The organism is Acinetobacter sp. ANC 4805, from assembly GCF_022549495.1.
Lineage (GTDB): Bacteria > Pseudomonadota > Gammaproteobacteria > Pseudomonadales > Moraxellaceae > Acinetobacter.
The window spans coordinates 446,474-467,261 of record NZ_JAKZGD010000001.1; the positions used below are offsets into that span (position 1 = coordinate 446,474).

The 20,788-nt window shown below is 39.2% G+C and carries 15 protein-coding genes, 4 tRNA genes and 1 pseudogene; 11 read left to right on the top strand and 9 right to left on the bottom strand.

The features are described 5' to 3' along the window. Positions 1 to 248: 248 nt before the first annotated feature. The 3 genes from MMP60_RS02170 to MMP60_RS02180 all read left to right on the top strand — a co-directional run bounded on the left by MMP60_RS02170 (position 249) and on the right by MMP60_RS02180 (position 4,360). Positions 249 to 1,322, top strand: a complete 1,074-nt coding sequence (locus tag MMP60_RS02170) for a hypothetical protein (protein ID WP_241334753.1) — start codon at positions 249 to 251, stop codon at positions 1,320 to 1,322. Between the two features lie 73 nt (positions 1,323 to 1,395). Then, on the top strand, positions 1,396 to 1,977 hold the full coding sequence (gene rrtA, locus MMP60_RS02175) for a rhombosortase (RefSeq protein WP_241334754.1): 582 nt from the start codon (positions 1,396 to 1,398) through the stop codon (positions 1,975 to 1,977). 178 nt (positions 1,978 to 2,155) lie between these two features. Next, the gene (locus tag MMP60_RS02180; RefSeq protein WP_241334755.1) at positions 2,156 to 4,360 is read left to right on the top strand and encodes a TRAP transporter large permease subunit; all 2,205 of its coding nucleotides are present in this window, start codon (positions 2,156 to 2,158) and stop codon (positions 4,358 to 4,360) included. Between the two features lie 104 nt (positions 4,361 to 4,464). Here the strand turns inward: MMP60_RS02180 and MMP60_RS02185 are convergent, their stop codons facing one another. From MMP60_RS02185 to rnr, 5 genes are all read right to left on the bottom strand, one after another. Then, positions 4,465 to 5,349, bottom strand: coding sequence for a DMT family transporter (locus tag MMP60_RS02185; protein ID WP_241334756.1), 885 nt, complete (start codon positions 5,347 to 5,349; stop codon positions 4,465 to 4,467). Between the two features lie 230 nt (positions 5,350 to 5,579). Further along, positions 5,580 to 6,023: a hypothetical protein gene (locus MMP60_RS02190; protein WP_241334833.1), complete on the bottom strand. Its 444-nt coding sequence runs from the start codon at positions 6,021 to 6,023 to the stop codon at positions 5,580 to 5,582. Positions 6,024 to 6,033: 10 nt separating this feature from the next. After that, a complete protein-coding gene (locus MMP60_RS02195; RefSeq protein WP_004660391.1) occupies positions 6,034 to 6,240 on the bottom strand; it encodes a YheV family putative metal-binding protein in 207 nt (68 codons plus the stop codon). 38 nt (positions 6,241 to 6,278) lie between these two features. Continuing rightward, positions 6,279 to 8,318, bottom strand: coding sequence for a M3 family metallopeptidase (locus MMP60_RS02200; RefSeq protein ID WP_241334757.1), 2,040 nt, complete (start codon positions 8,316 to 8,318; stop codon positions 6,279 to 6,281). 151 nt (positions 8,319 to 8,469) lie between these two features. After that, positions 8,470 to 10,890, bottom strand: coding sequence for a ribonuclease R (gene rnr, locus MMP60_RS02205; protein ID WP_241334758.1), 2,421 nt, complete (start codon positions 10,888 to 10,890; stop codon positions 8,470 to 8,472). A gap of 261 nt (positions 10,891 to 11,151) precedes the next feature. Here rnr and MMP60_RS02210 point away from each other — a divergent pair. The 4 genes from MMP60_RS02210 to MMP60_RS02225 all read left to right on the top strand — a co-directional run bounded on the left by MMP60_RS02210 (position 11,152) and on the right by MMP60_RS02225 (position 11,795). Next, positions 11,152 to 11,241: transfer RNA gene (locus MMP60_RS02210), tRNA-Ser, on the top strand. A 12-nt stretch (positions 11,242 to 11,253) separates the two neighbouring features. Further along, positions 11,254 to 11,330: transfer RNA gene (locus MMP60_RS02215), tRNA-Arg, on the top strand. Between the two features lie 47 nt (positions 11,331 to 11,377). Next, a tRNA-Arg gene (locus MMP60_RS02220) sits at positions 11,378 to 11,454 on the top strand. A gap of 264 nt (positions 11,455 to 11,718) precedes the next feature. Further along, positions 11,719 to 11,795: transfer RNA gene (locus tag MMP60_RS02225), tRNA-Arg, on the top strand. A 59-nt stretch (positions 11,796 to 11,854) separates the two neighbouring features. On the opposite strand, the gene MMP60_RS02230 is transcribed toward MMP60_RS02225, so the two are convergent. Beyond that, complete coding sequence (locus MMP60_RS02230; protein ID WP_241334759.1) at positions 11,855 to 13,153, bottom strand: SRPBCC family protein; 1,299 nt, start codon at positions 13,151 to 13,153, stop codon at positions 11,855 to 11,857. A gap of 360 nt (positions 13,154 to 13,513) precedes the next feature. Between MMP60_RS02230 and MMP60_RS02235 the strand changes: the two genes are divergently transcribed. Beyond that, positions 13,514 to 14,011 (top strand): YcxB family protein, encoded by a 498-nt coding sequence (locus MMP60_RS02235; protein ID WP_241334760.1) that lies wholly within the window; start codon positions 13,514 to 13,516, stop codon positions 14,009 to 14,011. Between the two features lie 30 nt (positions 14,012 to 14,041). Next, positions 14,042 to 14,686 (top strand): annotated as a pseudogene (locus tag MMP60_RS02240) (fumarylacetoacetate hydrolase family protein); the annotation flags it as partial. A gap of 98 nt (positions 14,687 to 14,784) precedes the next feature. On the opposite strand, the gene MMP60_RS02245 reads toward MMP60_RS02240, so the two are convergent. Then, on the bottom strand, positions 14,785 to 16,035 hold the full coding sequence (locus MMP60_RS02245) for a YihY family inner membrane protein (RefSeq protein ID WP_241334762.1): 1,251 nt from the start codon (positions 16,033 to 16,035) through the stop codon (positions 14,785 to 14,787). A gap of 112 nt (positions 16,036 to 16,147) precedes the next feature. Between MMP60_RS02245 and wrbA the strand changes: the two genes are divergently transcribed. Beyond that, entirely contained in the window at positions 16,148 to 16,747 is a 600-nt protein-coding gene (gene wrbA / locus MMP60_RS02250) for an NAD(P)H:quinone oxidoreductase (RefSeq protein WP_241334763.1), read from the top strand. Positions 16,748 to 16,779: 32 nt separating this feature from the next. Here wrbA and lgt read toward each other — a convergent pair whose 3' ends face one another. Then, positions 16,780 to 17,592 (bottom strand): prolipoprotein diacylglyceryl transferase, encoded by an 813-nt coding sequence (gene lgt / locus MMP60_RS02255; RefSeq protein WP_241334764.1) that lies wholly within the window; start codon positions 17,590 to 17,592, stop codon positions 16,780 to 16,782. A gap of 106 nt (positions 17,593 to 17,698) precedes the next feature. On the opposite strand from lgt, the gene MMP60_RS02260 reads away from it, so the two are divergent. Further along, a complete protein-coding gene (locus tag MMP60_RS02260; RefSeq protein WP_241334834.1) occupies positions 17,699 to 18,481 on the top strand; it encodes an NRDE family protein in 783 nt (260 codons plus the stop codon). A gap of 48 nt (positions 18,482 to 18,529) precedes the next feature. Here the strand turns inward: MMP60_RS02260 and MMP60_RS02265 are convergent, their stop codons facing one another. After that, positions 18,530 to 20,728: a PhoX family phosphatase gene (locus tag MMP60_RS02265; RefSeq protein WP_241334765.1), complete on the bottom strand. Its 2,199-nt coding sequence runs from the start codon at positions 20,726 to 20,728 to the stop codon at positions 18,530 to 18,532. Between the last annotated feature and the right edge of the window lie 60 nt (positions 20,729 to 20,788).

The window sequence follows — 20,788 nt, forward strand, 5'->3', positions numbered from 1 at the left end:
ACTTTCAACATAATTAAAAGATAAAGAGTTTCACGTTTTACCAGTTAATAAGTAGCATGTGCTGAACCGTCGCAATGCTACTTTTTTTTGCCTAAAATTTTTGTATTTTCAACTCTCTGTCAATTCGTTTATCTGTGAATTGTGTCAAAATGCACATGTTAATTTAGAGCAATTACTCTTTAATTCAAGTATTGCATCTGATAAGGTACGTCTAAAAGGAAAAACAAATTAATTAGAGGACAGGAAGAATGTCTAAATTCCATAAAATGGGACAGGGTGTGGCGGTTGCGTTACTTACAACATCAATGTTATCAGGGTGTTCACAAGTCATTAAAACAGGGGCTAATATTGCATTAGGTTTTAGTGAAAATCATATTGTTCCACCGATTTTGGCAATGGATGATGCTGAAATGGTGTGTAACTCAGGGAATGCCTTAACTCCTGCTGTGATGTCAACCAAAGATATGGGTGCAGACCCGACACGTATGGCAGTACTACTATATACCTCTGCAGGTATCTGTGCTGAAAATAAAGCATTGGAAGCAGAATTACGCTATTTGCGTGCTTCTAAAGCAGGTCATGTATCTGAAGCTCAAGATGCGCGTGTTGAACAAAAGCGTTGGGCGGGTATCGCTGCTGAACGTCAATATGCAGGTTATCAACTTTTCGCTAACCGTTGGGAAGCAAAATATAAATATAAATTGGGCGACTCATGTCCAACGATGCGTAATGATTTAGACCAAACAGTTTATCTATTAGGGATGGTGAGTGGTTTACAAGCAATGACCAATGATATTAATTCTGGTGGTGCGGTGAACGTACCAAAAGATATTGCAGGTATTGTTGAGCGTGGTATGGCTTGCTTGGACAATGAAAAATTCTGGGGTGCGCCAATGGCGACTCGTGCTGTCATCTGGACTTTATTACCAGGTGCAGGGGATGGTAAGCCTGAGCCGTATGCAACGATGAAAGAATCGATGCAAATTGGCGAGAAAAAAGGTGTTCGTTTATCACATGCATTATATGCCGTAGCTGCTCAAGCAAGTGGAGATGATGCAAAACTTCGTGATGCATTCCGCTCTTATGCTGCTGCAACGGGTGAAGATAAACCAGCAAATCCTCAATTTAGATTGATTGATAAAATGGCTGGTTTGATGGTACGAGGTATTGCTGATCGTTATTGGACGGAGAATACTGGCGTTCGTGCTGGCGATGAAGGTTTCACTTCTTTCTGGGATGACAAGCAAGAAAGTTCATCTGAATTAGATGAATTATTTGACGGTGGAGCTTCTGCACCAGCAGAAAATAAATCTGCTGAATAATCTGAATGAAATGACCTTTTACCATCTTAGTGTTTAAATGTGTAAAAGGTCTTTTTTTCATGAGGTGTACTCAATGAATGATCAAATAAGGATGCGGAAAGTCATTTTGATCGCTGTATGTGTTTCAATGTCAGCGTGTTTACAAGTCTTTCCTGATCATTTTATTTATTGGAAACCTGCTTTACTCACAGAGTTTTGGCGATTATGGACAGCACATTGGGTTCATATGGGGTGGGTACATTTCTTCCTGAACATGTTGGCATTCGCATGTTTACCTTTCATTTTCCCTCATGTACGTAATTGGCATCTGTGTGCTCTACTTTTAATTCTTCCTCTGTTTATCAGTCTCACCTTTTATTTTTATTTATCTTATATTGACACTTATGCTGGGCTTTCTGGTGTTTTGCATGGATTGTATGTTGCTGTCGGTCTTGTGTACTTGAAATACCCTAAAGAAAAAAAATTTGCTGTATTGGTTCTATCTCTGATCATTGCAAAATTGATATGGGAAAATACCTTTGGTCAAACAAATACAGCTCAATTGATTGGTAGTCCAGTATTAACTGAAGCCCATTTAGTTGGTGCAATTGGTGGCTTATTATGCGGATTGGGCTATTTATTTTTTAGGCGCTTGCAAAGAGAACATATTAGTTGATAAAAAAAACCAACAAAAAAGTGATTGCAGTCATTCTTTTTTAGGAAAGATTGCTGCAAATTTAGGCGGTTAAAAGGGATTGGTTACGAAGAGGGTAAATTCACTTATCTATCAACCATGGACATCGCATGATTCAACATCTTTGGATGGGTGTTGATAACAATAAACTGGAATAGACATGCAAAATGATCAAGAGAAAAAGTCTGGATTAGCCCGACTGGGTTATATCTGGAATGATTGGATATCAACATTCATCATTCTTGCTTTGTTGCTAATGACTTTGCTTATTGGTACTGGCGAGATGATTCACGGTCAAATGCTCCGTATGGGGGAGCGTTTGTACGGTGATGAAAAAATAGGAATGCAGTATTCGTTTTTACGAGCTGAACCTGAAAAACCATCTTGTGATCGACATCCTAATATTGAAGCACAAGTTCAAGAGCAGATGAAAGCAAATGCTGCTGATGAGTTTGCAAGTATGTTTGGTACAGCATCTGAATCAGATGTACGCGCTTCTTTATTAGCTGCACAACAACAGTGTGAAGAAAAATATCAATTCTACGATAAAGCCATGAAACATTTGGATGCTCATCCAAGTATTCGTACTTATCGTCAAGTTGAAACCACTTTCTTTGGTATTTTTAAGTTAGGTTCTGAAAATCAGACTGTACTTTTACTGATCATGGTGTTGTTCACCTCTATCACAGCTTCTTTACGTTATCACCACATTGGTTTACGTGCACCTAAAACGAAGATGGACTATCGTGTCTATTCAGCATTTATGGTTGTAGGTAATGCCTTACTGAGTTTATCGACAATTAGTCAGTATAACTCGTTGCTGAATTCTGGCGTAGAATTGACTTCAAAAACATTAGCGATTTCATGGTTATGGATAGCGCTTTTTGTCTCTTTAACCTTAATCAGCTTAGTACAATTATTCTTGATTCCTAAAACAGCACAACCTAAAGGTAATTTTGGTTTGGCTGTGTTGAGCGTACCATTGTATGCACAGATGTCACTGATCACGGGGATAATCTTTACTTTCTTCATGGATTATCCAATGGGGCAAGGGATCTACTTGGGAATTATTGTTGAGTTCTCTGGTATTTTCTTAAACCTTGCATTGTTTATTTGGGCAGGTATGTTACTGACCCAAACGCGTGTGATGGATTTATTCTTAAATATCCTGCGTCCGTGGAATCTAGCACCTGAAACTTTAACTTGGTTAATCTTAATTGCAGCGGCAATTCCAACAGCATATACAGGCGCTTCTGGTATTTTCGTTATTGCAGCAGGTGCAATCATTTATAAAGAGGTTTGGAACTCTGGTGCACGCCGTCAATATGCATTAGCTGTATCGGCAATGTCGGGTTCTTTAGGTGTGGTGATTCGTCCATGCTTACTTGTAATTTTGATTTCGATGCTCGATAGTCGTCATGTAACTTCTACTGAGTTATTTGACCATGGTATTTATGTCTTCTGGTTAACCGCATTTATTTTCCTTGGCGTTTCATTGATTCTTGCTGAAGAGAAATTCCGTGTAAACTCTCCGAAAGTTGCTGTTCCAGGAATGTTGCGTGCATGTGTACCTGTGATTCCATATGTGATCATTGGTTTCGCTGTTGTGATGTTCTATAAATTTGCTTTAGATACATCGATCAATGAGTTTACAGCACCAATGATTTTACCGTTGGTGTTGATTGCAATGATTCTGTTTGACAAATTGTTTGCAGCAAGAGTTGCTCCAGCGGCTGTGGTCGATGTTAAACATGAAGCATTGGTTCGTGAACACGAGCAAAAATCAGATTTCTTAAAAACCCATGATCCTCATGGCAGTAAGAGTTTTGGTTTCGGTGGGGCTATACGTTTTGCAACCTCAGAAACAGTTGGTCATATCGGTGCATTGATTCTGCTTATGGCATTGTCTGCGAGTGTCGGTGGTCTGATTGAACGTGCTGAAGTGGTTGAGTTATTACCAACACACTTGGGCAATATCTATATTTCACTAGCCTTCATTGCATTGTTACTTGCCATTATTGGTATGACGACTGATCCGTTTGGTGCGGTGATTCTGGTTGCTGCGACAGTTGCACCTGTGGCCTACGAGAATGGTATTCATCCGATCCACTTCTGGATGATCGTATTGGTTGCATTTGAATTTGGTTATGTAACACCACCTGTTGCATTGAACCATTTGCTGACGCGACTCTCCGTTGGGGATGAGGAAGTCTCGGCTGCCGATAAGGAAGCGAAAGAGAAATATACAAGTTTCTACTATCGTTATGAGCGTTGGTTATTGCCAATTATTGTATTATTCTCATCATTGGTGTTGGTGACTTATGCACCATATATCTTCCAAATGTTTGGTTGGTATAAGCACTAAAAGTTGAAACAAGAAAAGCACCTTCGGGTGCTTTTTTAGTTTTAAGATGTAAAAATGCTTTGGACTTATCCATGTTGATAAGTCACTTTTAAAGATCAAATATTTTAGGGTTGAATCATTTTCTTTTGACGTTGAGTCAACGGACTACACAAAATAATAGCCAATAAAATAAAGCAAAAACCAATCACACTATAAAAATCAGGCACTTCATTCCAAAGTAAGAAGCCCCAAACTCCTGCAAAAATAATCGCCATGTAATTCACAGGTGCAATTTGTCCTGCTGGGGCAAGTCGATAGGCGTGAGACATAAAAATTTGGCTGATATTGGCAAGAATACCCGCACTAATCAAAAAGATGAGTTCTTGTAGGTAATATGGTCGCCAAACCCAAAACATTGGAATAATGGAGAGTAATGAGCCAATAAAACAGAAATAAAATACGATCCGCTCAGGTGGTTCGGTTTTCGTCAGTGCACGTACAGTTACAAAAGCCATTGAAGCGAGTAGGCTGGAGGCGATTCCAACCACTGAAATCCAATTGAGTAAGCCTTGATCGGGTTTTGCAACACAGAATACGCCAACAAACCCTAAAGCAGCCGCATAGAGCATTGATCTAGTTATTTTTTCTTTCAGAAATAACCATGCAATCAGTGGAATAAAAATAGGAGATGAGTAAGTAAACACCATAGCATTGGATAATTTTAAATGAGCAATTGCATAAAAAAATCCATACATTGCGGCAAGTCCCACAATACTGCGCCATGTATGCATCCAAAGTTTTTCTGTTTTTACAAATCCCATACCTTGTTTAAAAATAAAAGGTAAAAATAGGATCAGCCCAACTACATTACGGAAAAAAACGATGGTGTAGTTATCAACAGTATGTGATGCATAACGAATACAGATGCCCATGACTGAAAAAAGGAGGGCAGAAGTCGTAAGACAACCAATCGCTAAAAAAAGATTGCGATTAGTTTGATGATCGTTCATATCAGTTACAGGTCTGAGAGACTGAAGGTATTTTATGCTTGTCGGTGAATTAAGGGAATGTACTTTTCCATTGGGATCATCCTATTTATTTAAGAGAATTGATGTACTCCCATTAAAATTTCTCTGGTTAGAAAATTGTGTCATTCACTTTAGAATACTGAATTTAAAATCAGAGAGTTTTCTCTTAATGTTGATCAAAAGCTTTAAATAACATTAAAGCTTTTATGGTTCTAAGATTTATCCTGAGCAGCGATTTTTGCTTCCATTAATTTAATTTGGTCTTCTTTCAGTTTGAGTAATGTATCGATGTCGTTATGTTGCTGCTTAAGTTCATATCGTTGATCTTGAAGTTGTTGATGAATATCATCTAATTTCGCAATTTCTTCTTTTGCTAAACTATCATTTGTTGGTAGAGGTGTTTTAACAATCGATTCTTCGACTAATTGTACTGGTGCAACAGCCTCACTTGTGGCAGTCGTTGCTTCAGAGGTAACTGCCTCTGTTTGTGATGTAATGGCTTTTTCGGTAACAGGTTGCATAGCTGTGGTTGTTGATTGCTGATCTTTTTGTGATAAAAACCATTGGACAGCAATGAACAGAACCACAACAACACTAATTCCGCCAATTATCATCCATAATAATTTGGAATTTTCAGTTTGGTATGTGGACATTATTTTTAACCTTCTAGTCAAAATGACGAGGTTTGAATTGTATCACCCCAATTTCATCTGGCTCAGCGGGTTGCTGCTCTTCCACATGGGTTGGGCGTTTTTCGCTATAAGCACATTCGATACATTCAATCCATTCGTCATCCACAGTGATGATTTTAACAACACGATCTAACGCTCCACATTTGGGACATTTTGCACCCGCGATGAATTGTCTTTTCATGTTAGTTAATTACACCCTGTGAATAATAATGACGTAGTTTAAGCGGTTTTGTGACTGTTCGTCCAACCTTGATGGCGTAATAATGCATCTATTTTTGGTTCTCTTTTTCGGAAATTGCGAAACGCATCAAGCGCTGTATCTTTTCCGCCAACTGCTAGAATAAACTGTCTAAACTCTTTTCCTGTCTCGGTATTAAAAATTCCTTCGCTTTCGAAACGATCAAAAGCATCACTGGCTAAAACTTCTGCCCATTTGTACGAATAGTAACCTGCTGCATAACCACCCGCAAAAATATGACTAAAACTGTGTTGGAAACGATTATACGCAACGGTTGGCACAACGGTAAATTTGTTGCGAATATCATCTAAGGTCGCTTGGATCTGCTGACTGTTCAATGCAGGAGTTTGACGGTGGATGGTTAAGTCAAACAAGGCAAATTCAATCTGACGCAAAGTTTGCATACCTGATTGGAAAAACCGTGCATTGAGCAAAGCTGATAATAATTCTTGCGGAAGGGTTTGCTTGGTTTCAGTATGCTCACTCAATACGTCTAAACTTTCATTGTCCCACGCCCAGAATTCCATGAACTGACTTGGTAACTCGACTGCATCCCAAGCAACGCCATGTGTGCCTGCAACTGAGATATTATCCACCTCGGTAAGCATATGGTGTAAGCCATGACCAAATTCATGGAATAAGGTGATCACTTCATCGTGGGTGAGTAATGCAGGTTGATCGCCAATCGGTGGAGTGAAGTTACAGACCATATAGCAAATTGGTTTTTGTAACCCATTTGCAGTCTGTACACGCGAACGGAAACCGCTCATCCATGCACCACCACGTTTGCCATTCCGAGCATAAAGGTCAAAATAGAAGCCACCAACCACTTGACCTTGATCTTCAATTTCAAAATAACGCACATCATTTTGCCAAACAGGTGCTTGGCGTTCGATGATCTGAATACCGTAGAGACGTTGCACAATTTGGAATAAACCATGTACCACTTTATGTGCAGGGAAATAGGGTTTAAGCGCTTCTTGTGAAAGATTGAATTGCTGTTGTTTTAACTTTTCTGAGTAATAAGTTGTATCCCACGGTTTTAATTCATCAATGCCATCGTGTTGTGCGATAGTTTTAAGTTCTGCAATTTCAGCCAGTGCAGGGGTGCGGGCATGTTCTGCGAGATCAACCAAGAATTGATTCACTGTCTCAACATCAGGTGCCATCTTGCTGGCAAGTGAATATTCAGCAAAATTGTTGAAGCCGAGTAATTGTGCCATTTCTTGACGTAGGCTCAGAATTTCTTCCATTACGGGTGTATTATCAAACTCAGTTTTGTCTGATTGTTCTGATGCACGGGTAACGTAGGCTTTGTAAAGCTCTTCTCTTAATTCACGATCATCGGCATAGGTGAGAATAGCAAAATAAGCTGGGAAATCGAGTGTCGCAACGGCTTGTTCAAGTTCACGTTGTTGCCCGTATTGCTTTAATAATTCAACATTGCTTTGTGGTAAGCCTTTGAGTTGTGTTTCAGTTAATGGCTTGAAGTAAGCTTGGGTTGCATCTAAAACATGATTGGAGAAATCAGATGAAAGCTGAGATAAACGTGCTGAAATTTTCGCATAGCGTTGTTTTGCTTCACCTACAAGTGCAACACCTGAAAGTTTGAAATCACGCAAAGCGAGTTTAATCGCACTTTGTTGTGCTTCACTGAGGGTTTGAAAAACAGCAGCATCATGAAGCTGTTGGTAAGTTTGATACAAGGCTGTGTGTTGCCCCAGTTGTGTATAATATTCGCTCAAACTCGGTAATAGTGATTGGTAAACTTCACGAGTTTCTGCATTATTCATGACGGCATTGAGGTGTGACAGAATTCCCCATACTTCGCTCATGTTATTTTCAAGTTGATCCACTTCGGTCAGTGTTGCAAGTTGTGCTTCAGCGTCGTGTGGAACTTCATTCAGTTGATTTAAGAATGTTTGACCATTTTGGATACTTTGTTCAATTTGTTGTTTTAAGTCGGCAAGTTGAATTTGATCAAATTGAGGAACAGGAAGTGTTGCTTGTTGTAGTGTCATTGTATTTTTGCCATATCATCTTTAAACATAGTTATAGATGTAGGGCTTATAGGGGTGGAAATCAAGGTTGATTTGGTTGTTTGTATAATTTTCTAATGATAAAACTGTGAAAATTAGGGCAAGCTCAGCACTGAACTTGCCTTTGAGTCAATTACTCACTTTTAGCTTTCGCATTTGCCTTTTTCTTTTTTACTTTTTTCTTTGCCTTTTCTTTGGTTTCAGGCTTAGCAGATGCTTTCTTACTTGGCTTCTTCGTATAAGTGCTCGGTTTATTCTTGTCCTTCTTCTTCCGAACAGGCTTTTCACCATCTTCACTTAATTTTGCCTTGACTGGTGCTTTGCTAAACACCTCTTCGGTTGTTTGATCTTTAGTTGAGGAAGCACGCGGTGCTTTTTGACGGATCACACGACCGAGATGGGTCAACTGCTGAATGAGCTTAAAGTCAATTTTACGTTCTTCAAGATTGACACCAGCGACCTGAATTTTCACTTCATCGCCCAAGCTAAATGCTTGTCCACGATTCTGTCCAACTAAGCTCTGACTTGCTTGATCATATACAAAATAGTCTTCGCCCAATTGGCTGACATGGATCATGCCATCAACATATAAGTCTTTCAGCGTGACAAATAGACCAAATTCAGTGACAGCACTAATGATGCCAACAAACTCATCACCTAAATGCTGTTGCATATAGTGGCATTTCAACCAAGTTGTGACACTGCGAGAGGCTTCATCTGCACGACGTTCAGTTTGAGAGAAATGTTCACCTGCATCATCCAAAGCTGCACCCGAAAGTGGATAAACCTTCTTGTCTAAATAGGCTTTAATCGCACGATGCAACAATAGGTCAGGGTAGCGACGAATTGGCGAAGTAAAATGAGTATAAGCTTCATACGCTAAGCCGTAGTGTCCTGAATTTTTCGCGCCATAATAGGCTTGCATCATCGAACGTAATAACACTGCATGAATACTCGGTGCATCCAAACGATCTTTGGTCGCTTCAATAACACGTTGATAATCAGCTTGTGTTGGCTGTTCAGGGAATGGCAAACCGAGCAATTTCACAAAATCACGTACCTTCTGAATACGTGAAAACTCTGGTGCTTCATGTACACGATAAAGCATCGGAATATCATGTTCTAAAGCGTATTCTGCTGCTGCGACATTGGCGAGCAACATGCATTCTTCAATGAGTTTATGCGCGTCATTACGAGTACGTGGCAGAATTTCTTTAATACCGCCCAACTCATCAAAGGTCATGTAGGTCTCAATGGTTTCAAACTCCATTGCATGACGTTCAGCGCGTAAACCTTTGAGTGTTTGATAAAGTTGGAACAAGGTATTCAGTGATTTGTGAATGCTTTTATCTGAAGGAATCGCATCGGTTGCACCTTCAAAATATTGTCCGACTTGGGTATAAGTCAGGCGTGCTTTGGAATGCATAACAGATGGGTAGAATTCGTAACTCGTCACTTTACCTGCACGTGACAGCTTTAAATCACAAACCATACATAGACGGTCAACATGTGGATTTAAAGAACACAAACCATTTGATAATGCTTCAGGTAGCATCGGTAAAACAAAGTGTGGGAAATAAACGGATGTACCACGTTCTTCAGCTTCTTCATTTAATGGAGCGTCTAAACGGACATAATGACTGACATCTGCAATCGCAACTACAACGCGATAGCCACCACCCGCACGTTTTTCAGCATAAACAGCATCATCAAAGTCACGTGCATCTTCGCCGTCAATCGTCACTAATGGCAGATCACGTAAATCAACACGCCCTTTCAGATCTTTTTCTGAAGGTTCTTTGAAACTTTCAGCTTCTTTGATGACGGCTTCAGGAAACTCGTAAGGTAAACCAAACTCAAGAATGGTTTGCGGAATAATAATTTCAGTATCCGCTTTATCTGCCATAGATTGAACAATATGACCTGTTGCGAGTTCTTCACGGGTTGGATAGTCATCAATTGCAACACGGAGCATATCGCCAACTTTGGCATTGGCATGTTCAATCAGTTCTTTTTCTAGGGTAATTGGTTGGTGTTGGTTTGGGCTACTTGGTTGAATAAAGTATTCACCCTCATGCTCAGACACTTTACCAATAATCTGTTTGACGCGATGCTGTACGACCTCGGTGATAAAGCCCCAAGCTTTACCTTTACGGTCAACAGAGGTTTGACGAACCTTAACGCGATCGCCGTTAAAAACTAAACGTAATTCTCTTTCAGGTAAAAGCAAATCATCTTGACCTGCGATATTGGCAGTGCCTAGACCTTTACTATTGATATAGACCGTTGCTTCATGGCTCGGTAAGTCTGTTGCAGGCTGATATTTAAAACCATCCTTCATGAGTTGACCATCACGAACCATTGCACTTAAGCGATGACTTAAGGCATCAATACTTTTTTGGTCAGGAATATTAAAGTGATCCACAAGTTCTGCATGGGATTTTGCAGTTTTTAATTGTTCTAGAGTACTTAAAATAAGAGTTCGGCTAGGAATAGGGTTATCGTAACGTTCAGCTTCTGCTTTTGCTTCGGGATCAGCCCATTTTTTAATCATATCGTTTCGGTTCACATCTGGCAGATTGGTTTAGCATAAGCCATTCAACCTAGGACTGCACGTCAAAGATTGCAAGATTCTGCTTATGCGAATGATCTTAATAAAAGAAGATGGTGCTATTTTAACAAGCGTTGAAGTAAAAAAATGCCCAAAAACACCAAAATCGTTCAAAAAGTATTTGATTAGAATAAAAAAACATAAAAATTCACAATGATGACTTGTGTAAACCAGTTTTAGTTTGTATTATTGCGCTCGTGTTACGGTGAGATGGGTGAGTGGCTGAAACCACATCCCTGCTAAGGATGCGTACGGGTAACTGTACCGAGGGTTCGAATCCCTCTCTCACCGCCATTTTTACTTAATGCGCTCATAGCTCAGCTGGATAGAGCACTTGGCTACGAACTAAGGGGTCGGGAGTTCGAATCTCTCTGAGCGCACCAAGTAGATATTGTAAAGTAACACTTGCCTCAATTGGCACATAAGTAATGCGCTCATAGCTCAGCTGGATAGAGCACTTGGCTACGAACTAAGGGGTCGGGAGTTCGAATCTCTCTGAGCGCACCAACTTAATAAAATAAACCGCTTAATTGCGGTTTTTTTGTGTCTGTAAGTTGGAGTAGTTAAACTATAAAATATCTATTTGATGTTCAAATTAAGGCTCTTCATTTGTTTTATTAATAATAAAATCAGTTGTTTATGTTGTTTTTAAATATAATAGCTATTGTGCTGTAAATTCATAACGATCAATCTATCACCATTTGATTTCTATTTTATTAAAAAACACTTATCAATAGGGAAAAAATGCGTATAATGCCCTCCATCAAATATGCGCTCATAGCTCAGCTGGATAGAGCACTTGGCTACGAACTAAGGGGTCGGGAGTTCGAATCTCTCTGAGCGCACCAATTTGAATTTATCGAAAGATAAAATGAAAGAAACCGCTTAAATGCGGTTTTTTTGTGCCTTATATTTTGGTTTTAATTTTTTGTACAAATACAGTATTGCCACCAACAGCAGGCAGTACATCATGATAGGGCAGGCTTCGCATCGCTCTTAATAAAAAAGGTGCTTTTTCATCAATTTTTATTGAGCTAGTGATTTTAAATAAAGTACTTTGATTAAGTTCTGTGGCAATCATTTTTCCTTTAATAAATCGCAAATCACCACCATTGGCATAAAAGTTATTCTCAATGGTATTTGGATAGTTGAAATGCAGCTTAAATGCAAAAGGGATATTAATCACACCTAAGCCAACATTCACTTGAATATTCGCATCTTGACCCTGATTTTGGATTGGAGAGGTGATGATTTTCTTGACTTGTCTTGGAAATAATTCTTGGTAGGCTAAAGGACTCAACCATTTATGTAATAGTTGTGGTGGCTGTTGATAAAATTGATAGGTTGTCGTGAAGCGCATGGTTTCCCGCCCATGTGTATACAAAATGCTGGTTGGAACATGTAGATAGCTGACAGGTTGTTGAGCGTTTTGACTCAGTTGTGCAATTTTAGTGAGTTGAGTTTCATTTAATTGTGGACTTGGAATTTGTCCTGAATTTAGTGCAACAATATTTGGTTTAATAAAGCGTGTTCGAAGTGATTCTAGGATAAAGGCATTGGTTGAACTTGGAATACCTAATTTGGCTTCAGGAATTGCATTTAGAATCTTCTTAAAAATAAATCCTTTAGGTTGGTTTAAATCGCCCCATTGGGTGAGCGTAATTAAGGTTCGATGATCATCTAAGGCGAACCATTCAAACTTTCCTACACCGTATGGAATAGGAGAATCAATCACTAAACTGGCAATACTATTCGATTTAATCTGATGTTGTAGAGTGACATCTTCATTAAAGTTGAGAACTGGGATGGGCGTTGGGATTGAGACCTGATATTTCATTTTTATAATATTGCCTGATTGTTCCAGTGTCTTTGCAGATTTGAGTGTTGGAAACAAGCCGACATATTGATTAAAGTCGGTTAATGTCTTGGCAACTTGTTGTACATTGGCAGGTACGATGAGTGCAGCAGATGTAAAGTTTACACTCGGTTGTGAGTTGCTTTTGAGGGTAGGCACATTGGTCTTGGTATTGGGATGTGGGTAAATAAAAATATTATTCTGCGTATAACTTGCCAATAGTTGTGGATTATTTTGAAAAGGTTGTAAAGCACTTGGTATATTGTCATTCCATGTGATGATTTGTGCAAAACAACTTTGTGTTATGCTGAAAAAAATGGCTGTACATATAAATCCATTCAAATAAAACATCACATTCCTTTGATTTTTCTTAGTGATATAGTCAGTGGCGTCTATCAGTAACTGATAGAGCCTTGCTATTAATAAAAGTTTTTGTGTTTAAAAAACAGTCGTATTGTGTAAAACTTTCTTGAGCATCGAAACCTTAGACAAAGCGTTATCTATGCACGTAAATACTTATGGCGGTTAATGCTGATCAGTTAAGCGTAATTTCATTATTACTGAATTAGAAATTCCCTCTTTTTGTTAAAAAGCAACTTAGAGCAGCGCTACGCCGTATTTGAATTTTGTATAAAATCGCTATAAATCTGATTTACGCTCAAGTCATTTATGTTCTAATAGATCAGTTTTTTCAAATCTTAGAAATCTAAAATGTCTGAACAACGTCCAACTGTATCTGTGCGCTATTATCTTAATTTAGAAGAATCACAAGATGGTTTTGCTCTTGTCACTTTTGGTAAAAAGACTTTTAGTCGTTTTCTAACGCCTGTTATTAGTATTGCGATTATTGGTTGGGGAATCTATTTGGGTTTCTCAGGCGTAGGGCGTTATTACGTTGCATTGGGTGCTTTTTTTCTGATTATGCAGGGATTGATGCGCTATTGGTTGTTACCGATGTTGTTTAAACGTCAATTTGTTCGCTATCAATTTGGAAAAAGTGAGCAAGGTCTTGATCTATATCAGGATCATTTTGAACTCTATGCAACAGGCAAAAAACAAACAGCGCAGTATGCCGAGGTACAATCTTTTGCAATAGGTAAACTGACTTATATGTTAGAGCTGAAAAACCATACGGTCATTATTGTTCCAAAGCGTGCATTCACTGATCCAGCAGATCAAACCAAATTTGAAAACAGTTTTAAAAAATAACTTCATTCGCGATTTAAGGAACAAGGAGCTTTTATGAGCATACGTCCGTCAAAAATTGTTTGTGTAGGCAGAAATTATGCTGAACATGCGAAAGAACTAGGTAATACTATTCCTGATCGCCCAATTTTATTTATCAAGCCACCGAGTAGTCTAAGTAGCTTAGCTCAAGGTATCCATTGGAATCAGGCTTTGGGTGAATGCCATTTTGAATGTGAAATTTGTTTGCAGATTGCACATCCATTATCGCAGGAAACAGATGCTAGTAAAGCATTAGAAGCGATTGGTGCTGTGACTTTAGGATTGGATTTAACTTTACGTGATTTGCAAAATGACTTAAAAGCGAAAGGACAGCCTTGGGAACGAGCGAAAGCTTTTGACGGTGCATGCCTTTTGGCAGACTGGGTTGAAGCAGATGAAATTGGCGATTTACAAGAGTTAGAACTTGTTTTGGTGATTAATGGTGTTGAACGCCAACATGGTTTTAGCCAAGACATGATTTTTGATGTCGGTGCTTTATTGGTTGAGATTAGTCAGTCATTTAGTTTGGAAGCAGGTGATGTGATTATGACGGGTACACCTGCTGGTGTAGGCGCATTAACAGCAAATGATCAATTGACCATGAAGTTAATCACTCAATCGGGTGAATATGATTGGGATACCTTTGTACAAGCATAATGATTAAGAGCAAGTGCTGTTATAGTAAATAGCTTCTACCTAATTTCGTATGAGCGAGATAGCAAATAAAGAAAAGACCTCAATTGAGGTCTTTTCTTTTACTTCTGCTCAAAAATAGTCGATAGAGGAATGGAAAGTTTGGCGGCTAAATAGTCGTTACTTTCAATCAGAGATGGACCTAAGCGTTCCATCCACTCATCATCTTGATAGATATTTGCCACATCATGACGTAATGGTAGTGGATAAGGCAGTGCTGTGAAAAAGCTCCAAAAATCAACTTGAGCAAGATTTCTGACCAATACATATTCATCATTATCGGTACGTTTTACTAAATTTTGCTGTTCTAGCTGTAAGATATACGCAGGTAAGCGACCTAATTCACCACGTCCAATAATATTGAGAAGTTCTTGCTCACTGACACTTTCTCCAATTTGTTGCTTTTTATAAAACAACTCCAATATGTCCAATAACATTAAGATGGGATGACGCTTTTGTTCTTTATCTGAATGAAAAGCAGTTAGGGCATAACTTACTTCTACACCTAATAAGATAATGTTCCAAGACAAATAAATCCAAAGTAGAAAAATTGGAACAGCAGCAAAAGCACCATATACAATTTCATAGCTGGTGAAATTACTCATGACCCAACCGAAGAAACGTTTTAAAATTTCAAATACTGTTGCGCTAAAACATGCAGCAATAACAGCGGAAAGAATAGGGACGCTACGATTGGGGATAGTCCAATATAAAATGAAAAAGCCGACAATTGTAAGTAGGAATGAAATGAGCCATAAAAGGAAAGAGCCATCTAATTGATAGCCTGCAAAATTATTACTGAGAATATTCATTGAAGCGACAGTAGATGAAAGTACAAAAGCACTGCCTAGAATAATTGGACCTAGAGAAATAATCGTCCAATAACGCATAAAACCAACAAGACCTGTTCGAGTTTCTTTGACACGCCAAATACGGTTAAACACATTTTCAATAGACGTTAGCATGAGTACAGTGGTCACAAACAGAAACAGCACACCAATAATGGTGAGATTACTGGATTTATCTGTAAATGCGTTTAAGGCTTTGTCAAAGGCGATGGTACTTTTAGGTAGAAAGTTACTATAAATGAGTTGCTGTAATTGTTGTCGAGCAGGCTCTAAGGCTTTAATTGAGGAGATAATGACTAAGAAAACAGTCAACATCGGAACAACGGCAAAGAGTGTGGTGTAGGTTAAACCACCTGCTTGTTCTCGACAGCGATCAGCTTCGAAACGTCGTAACACAAACACAATAAATTGAAACCATGTTTTTTCTAAAAAAGGCAGTTTTTTTAGATAACGATTTAAGATCATGGGTTCTATCCTAGTTATTTTTAATAAAATCCTGTGTAAGCACAGGATTGACTACAGCTCAAAAGATGAAAAATGTCGTATAGTGTTCTTTTTAACAAAATTCATTAAAGTGATGCAACCTTACGTTCTTGTTCTTTATTACAGTAAATATGGTTCAACTCGAGAAATGGCACATTTAATTGCCGATGGAATTGAATCTTCTGGCATGACAGCTCGTATTCGAACTGTTCCTAATCTTTCAACTGTAGTGACGCAAGCAGAGCCAAGCATTCCAGCAGATGGGGATATTTATTGTACTTTGGATGATTTGACGTATTGCTCTGGTTTGGCACTCGGTTCACCTACTCGCTTTGGTAATATGGCGAGTGAGATGAAATACTTTTGGGATCAAACGACGAGTTTATGGTTGAATGGCGCTTTGCACAATAAACCTGCATGTGTCTTCACGTCATCGGGCTCGATGCATGGTGGGCAGGAAAGTACTTTACTCAGCATGTTACCGCCATTGTTCCATCATGGTATGTTAATTATGGGATTGCCCAATTCAATTCCAGCTTTGTCGAATACTAAAACAGGCGGTACGCCGTATGGGGCAAGCCATGTCAGTGGTCCTCGCCATGATCAAAGCCTAAGTGCAGATGAGAAAATCTTATGCGCAGCGCAAGGTAAACGCTTGGGTGATGTTGTGAAAGCTTTGCTCGGGAATGTTTAGATCTAAAAATGGGAGCATTTGCTCCCATTATTTTATTTTTTAATTTGCCAATCGTAGATTTTTTTCTGATAGGCATACCACATCATCCACAGTCCAATCAGTAACATTGGAACTGTGAGAATCTGACCTTTAGTCATCCAACCGAATAGAATGAAACCTTGATCTGCATCGGGTTGGCGGAAGAATTCCATAAAGAAACGGGCTACCCCATAACCCATCAAGAATAATGCTGAAACCGCCATACGTGGACGAGGTTTAGCGCTAAACCACCAAAGTATGATAAATAGAATCAGACCTTCACAAAGTGCTTGATAAATTTGTGACGGATGGCGAACTAAGCCCAATGGATCAGTTGGAAAAATCATCCCAAATGGATAGCTAAGGTCTTGAACTTGGCGACCATACAATTCACCACCAATAAAGTTACCGATGCGACCAAACATTAAACCTGTAGGCACACATGGGGCAATAAAGTCCAAGGTTTGAAACCATGTTTTCTGATATTTCTTACACCAGAATAACATGGCGATCATGACACCAAGGAAGCCACCATGGAAGCTCATACCGCCAGTCCAGACTTGGAATAACCAAAGAGGATGTTCTAGAAACTTACCAAACTCGTAAAACAAGACATAGCCGATACGACCACCAAGTACCACGCCCAAAGCACCATAAAACACCAGATCTGAGACCATGTCGGCAGTCCAACCATCACGTTGTTTAGCACGATAAGAGGCTAAGCCCCAGGCGCATAAAAATGCCAAGAGATACATGAGTCCGTACCAATGCACTTTGACTGGTCCCAAGCTCAGCGCAACTGGATCAATATTTGGATAGGTCAGCATTGCTGTTCCTCAATTTAGAATTTGAAATTAAGTTTTGAGCAGATTGTAGCGGAATGATGTGAAAAATGTTGTACATTCAATGTGTAAAGATGTGAGAACAGAATTAATGTGTATTGTCGCTTTTGCATGGCAGGTTCTTGATGATATGCCGTTGTGTTTAATTTCAAATCGTGATGAGTTCTATTATCGCCCCAGTGCTGTCTTACATCAGTGGGAAGCAAGTTCGATTATTGCTGGGCAAGATTTACAGTCAGGTGGAACATGGATGGGAGTTACTGAGTCTGGGCGTTGGGCAATCGTGACTAATTTTCGCAATGGACGAGATAAAAACCAATATTCAACTTCACGCGGGCATTTAATCCAGTCTTTTTTAGAAAGTGAGTTAGCCCCCATCCGTTTTGCACAACAGTTAGAACAGCAGCAACAAGATTATGCTGGGTTTAATTTATTTGTCGGTGATCGAGAGCAAGCCGTTTATATCAGTAATCGTGGTGAAGCACCACAAGTCTTAGCCAATGGTGTTTATGTTGTTTCCAATGGATTAATGTCAGAAGATTGGGAAAAAACCAAACATTTGCGTAAACGTTTTACTCAAGAATTTTTACCAATGTTGCAACAATCAACAATTACTGAATCCGATGTGCAATATTCAGTCTGGGATATTTTGGAAGATGAACGGAAAATCATTCCAGATTTGTTGCCAGACACAGGAATAAGTGTGGAAATGGAAGAATTATTATCTTCAACTTTTATCCAGAGTCCTATTTATGGAACACGATGTTCAAACTTTTTAACCATGACCAAGAGTGAGTGGAAGTGGATTGAAAAGACACAGCAAGGTGAACAGCAGGGGCTTGTCATGGAAATAAACGTGGATGTGTTGAAATAAAAAAGTGTCTACCCGAAGATAGACACTTTGTTAGAATAATTTCAGGTTTTATCCTGCAATTACACCACCATCTTTACGTGTAATCACAACTGTCGCTGAACGTGGGCGAGCAGTTTTATTACTTGGATTTGTTTGTGTTGCAGGCCAGTTACTACTCGGTGTTGCATAATCTTTCGAGTCTTCACCAGGGTGCTGTACATTGATGAAAATAGCTTTGTAATCTGGTGTCATTGCAATACCTGTGATCTCACATTCCTTTGGTCCAGTAAGGAAGCGACGTAAGGTATCATCAGTGACTTTTTTACCAACAAGGGTCTCTGTACCATTAGATGTTGTTGCTTTTGTACCGTCACCAATTTGACCAGGTAAAGCCGCTAACATCATACAATTGGTCACATCTGTATATGCGCCATCATCAGTTTGAATCCAAAGTACACCACGAGGATCGAACCACATACCGTCTGGGCTTGATAAGTCATTATTATCAGTTAAACCTGAGAGGTTAATATTTGATGCCATAGATGCTTCTGCGCCAAATAAGTAGATGTCCCATTTAAAACTTTCAGCAGTGGTTACATCACCTGTTTCACGGAAACGGATAATGTGACCATTGACATTCCCTTTCTGTGTTTTTTGATTGTTATAGAGGTCTTCGTAAGCACGTGGGTTAGCAGCATCAGTTGGGTAGCTTGAACCACGGTTAGAGTTATTGGTTAAAGTCACATAAATTTCGCCGTTAACAGGGTTGACTGTACACCATTCTGGACGATCCATTTTTGTTGCACCAACAGCATCAGCAGCTAAACGGGCAAAGGTTACGACATCCGCTTGAGAGCTAAAAGGATAGACTGAATTGCTTTGGTTTAAACCATTCTTACCAAAAGCTAACTCAATCCATTGACCAGTACCGTCATTATTGAACTTGGCAACATATAATTTACCAGCATTCATATATTTATCACCAGCAGCATAGCCACCGTTGATATCTTTACTGTCCCATTTTGCATCAGAAACGAATTTATAAATGTATTCGCCGCGAGAATCATCACCCATATAGAAGGCAAGCTGTTGACCAACGATGGCACGGCATGCGCTATCTTCATGAGCAAAGCGACCTAATGATGTACGTTTTACTGGATTTTGGCGACCATCAAAAGGATCGATTTCTACCATCCAACCAAATGTATTTGGGCCATTGCGATAATCTTTGGTTGCAAGATCTGCTTTGACATCAGTATTCCAACGGTCATATAAATCTTGTGATTCAATACCGCCGTTTGCTGTTTCCCAACCATAACGAGAGCTTGAACCAGCTTTTAAACCATAACGTTTAAGCGCAACGATCTCTTCTGGGCGTCGTAAACTATCATCAGTTGCGCTACGCACAAAATAACCGATAAAGTTCTCTTCCGTTGTCAGATAGGTGCCCCAAGGTGTATGACCATTACCACAGTTATTGTGGGTACCACGTGTTTGACGACCTGCAGGAGAATATGCTGTCGACAGAAGGGTTGAACCTGCTGCAACACCTGCAAAGTCCATTACTGTAGACCCTGTAATACGGCGGTTAAAAATAGAGCTTTTAACAATTTCTACTTTTTGAGTTGTTTTATCTTTTTTAATTTCAACAACTGAAACACCATGTGCATTTACTTCGCGAATGACCTCATCTTCAGGGCGACGACCATCGACTTTTGTTGGGCCTTTTGGATGCAAAAACGTTGGGTTAATGTATTCATGGTTCATAACCAATAAACCGCGATCAGAAACACTCTCATCAAAGCGTTGCGTAGATGCATTTAATCCGAAGAAATGCATACCATCATGGCAGTCGCCAGAACGGAATTGAAAGCTTGGACCTGACGGAATATTGTTATCATCCCATTCAGAATAAACAGGATTAATTGAATCACCTAAAGCGTATAAAACAGTTGCTTGATAGCCTTCTGGAACAGTAACGATATCATTCAAATTTTTTGAAACTGTTTTAAATGTTAACTTTTCTGGTTTTTTATTCACATCTACAGGTGTTGTTGGTGTTCCAGTACTATTATTTGTAGAGTTATCGTCACTACTATTACAGCCAGTTAATGTTGATGCTAAAGTTAATGCAACAGCACCACTTGCAGTTTTACTGATTAAACTACGACGGCTGATATGCTGTTCTAAAATGTCGCGGAAGTGGATGTTATCTGAAGTATTGTTGTCTAACTCTTGATCTTCATGATATGGCGATAGCTCGGTCATGGAATATTCCTAAAATAATTACAGTTGTTCTGAAAAATCTCTCCATATAAACTTAATAGC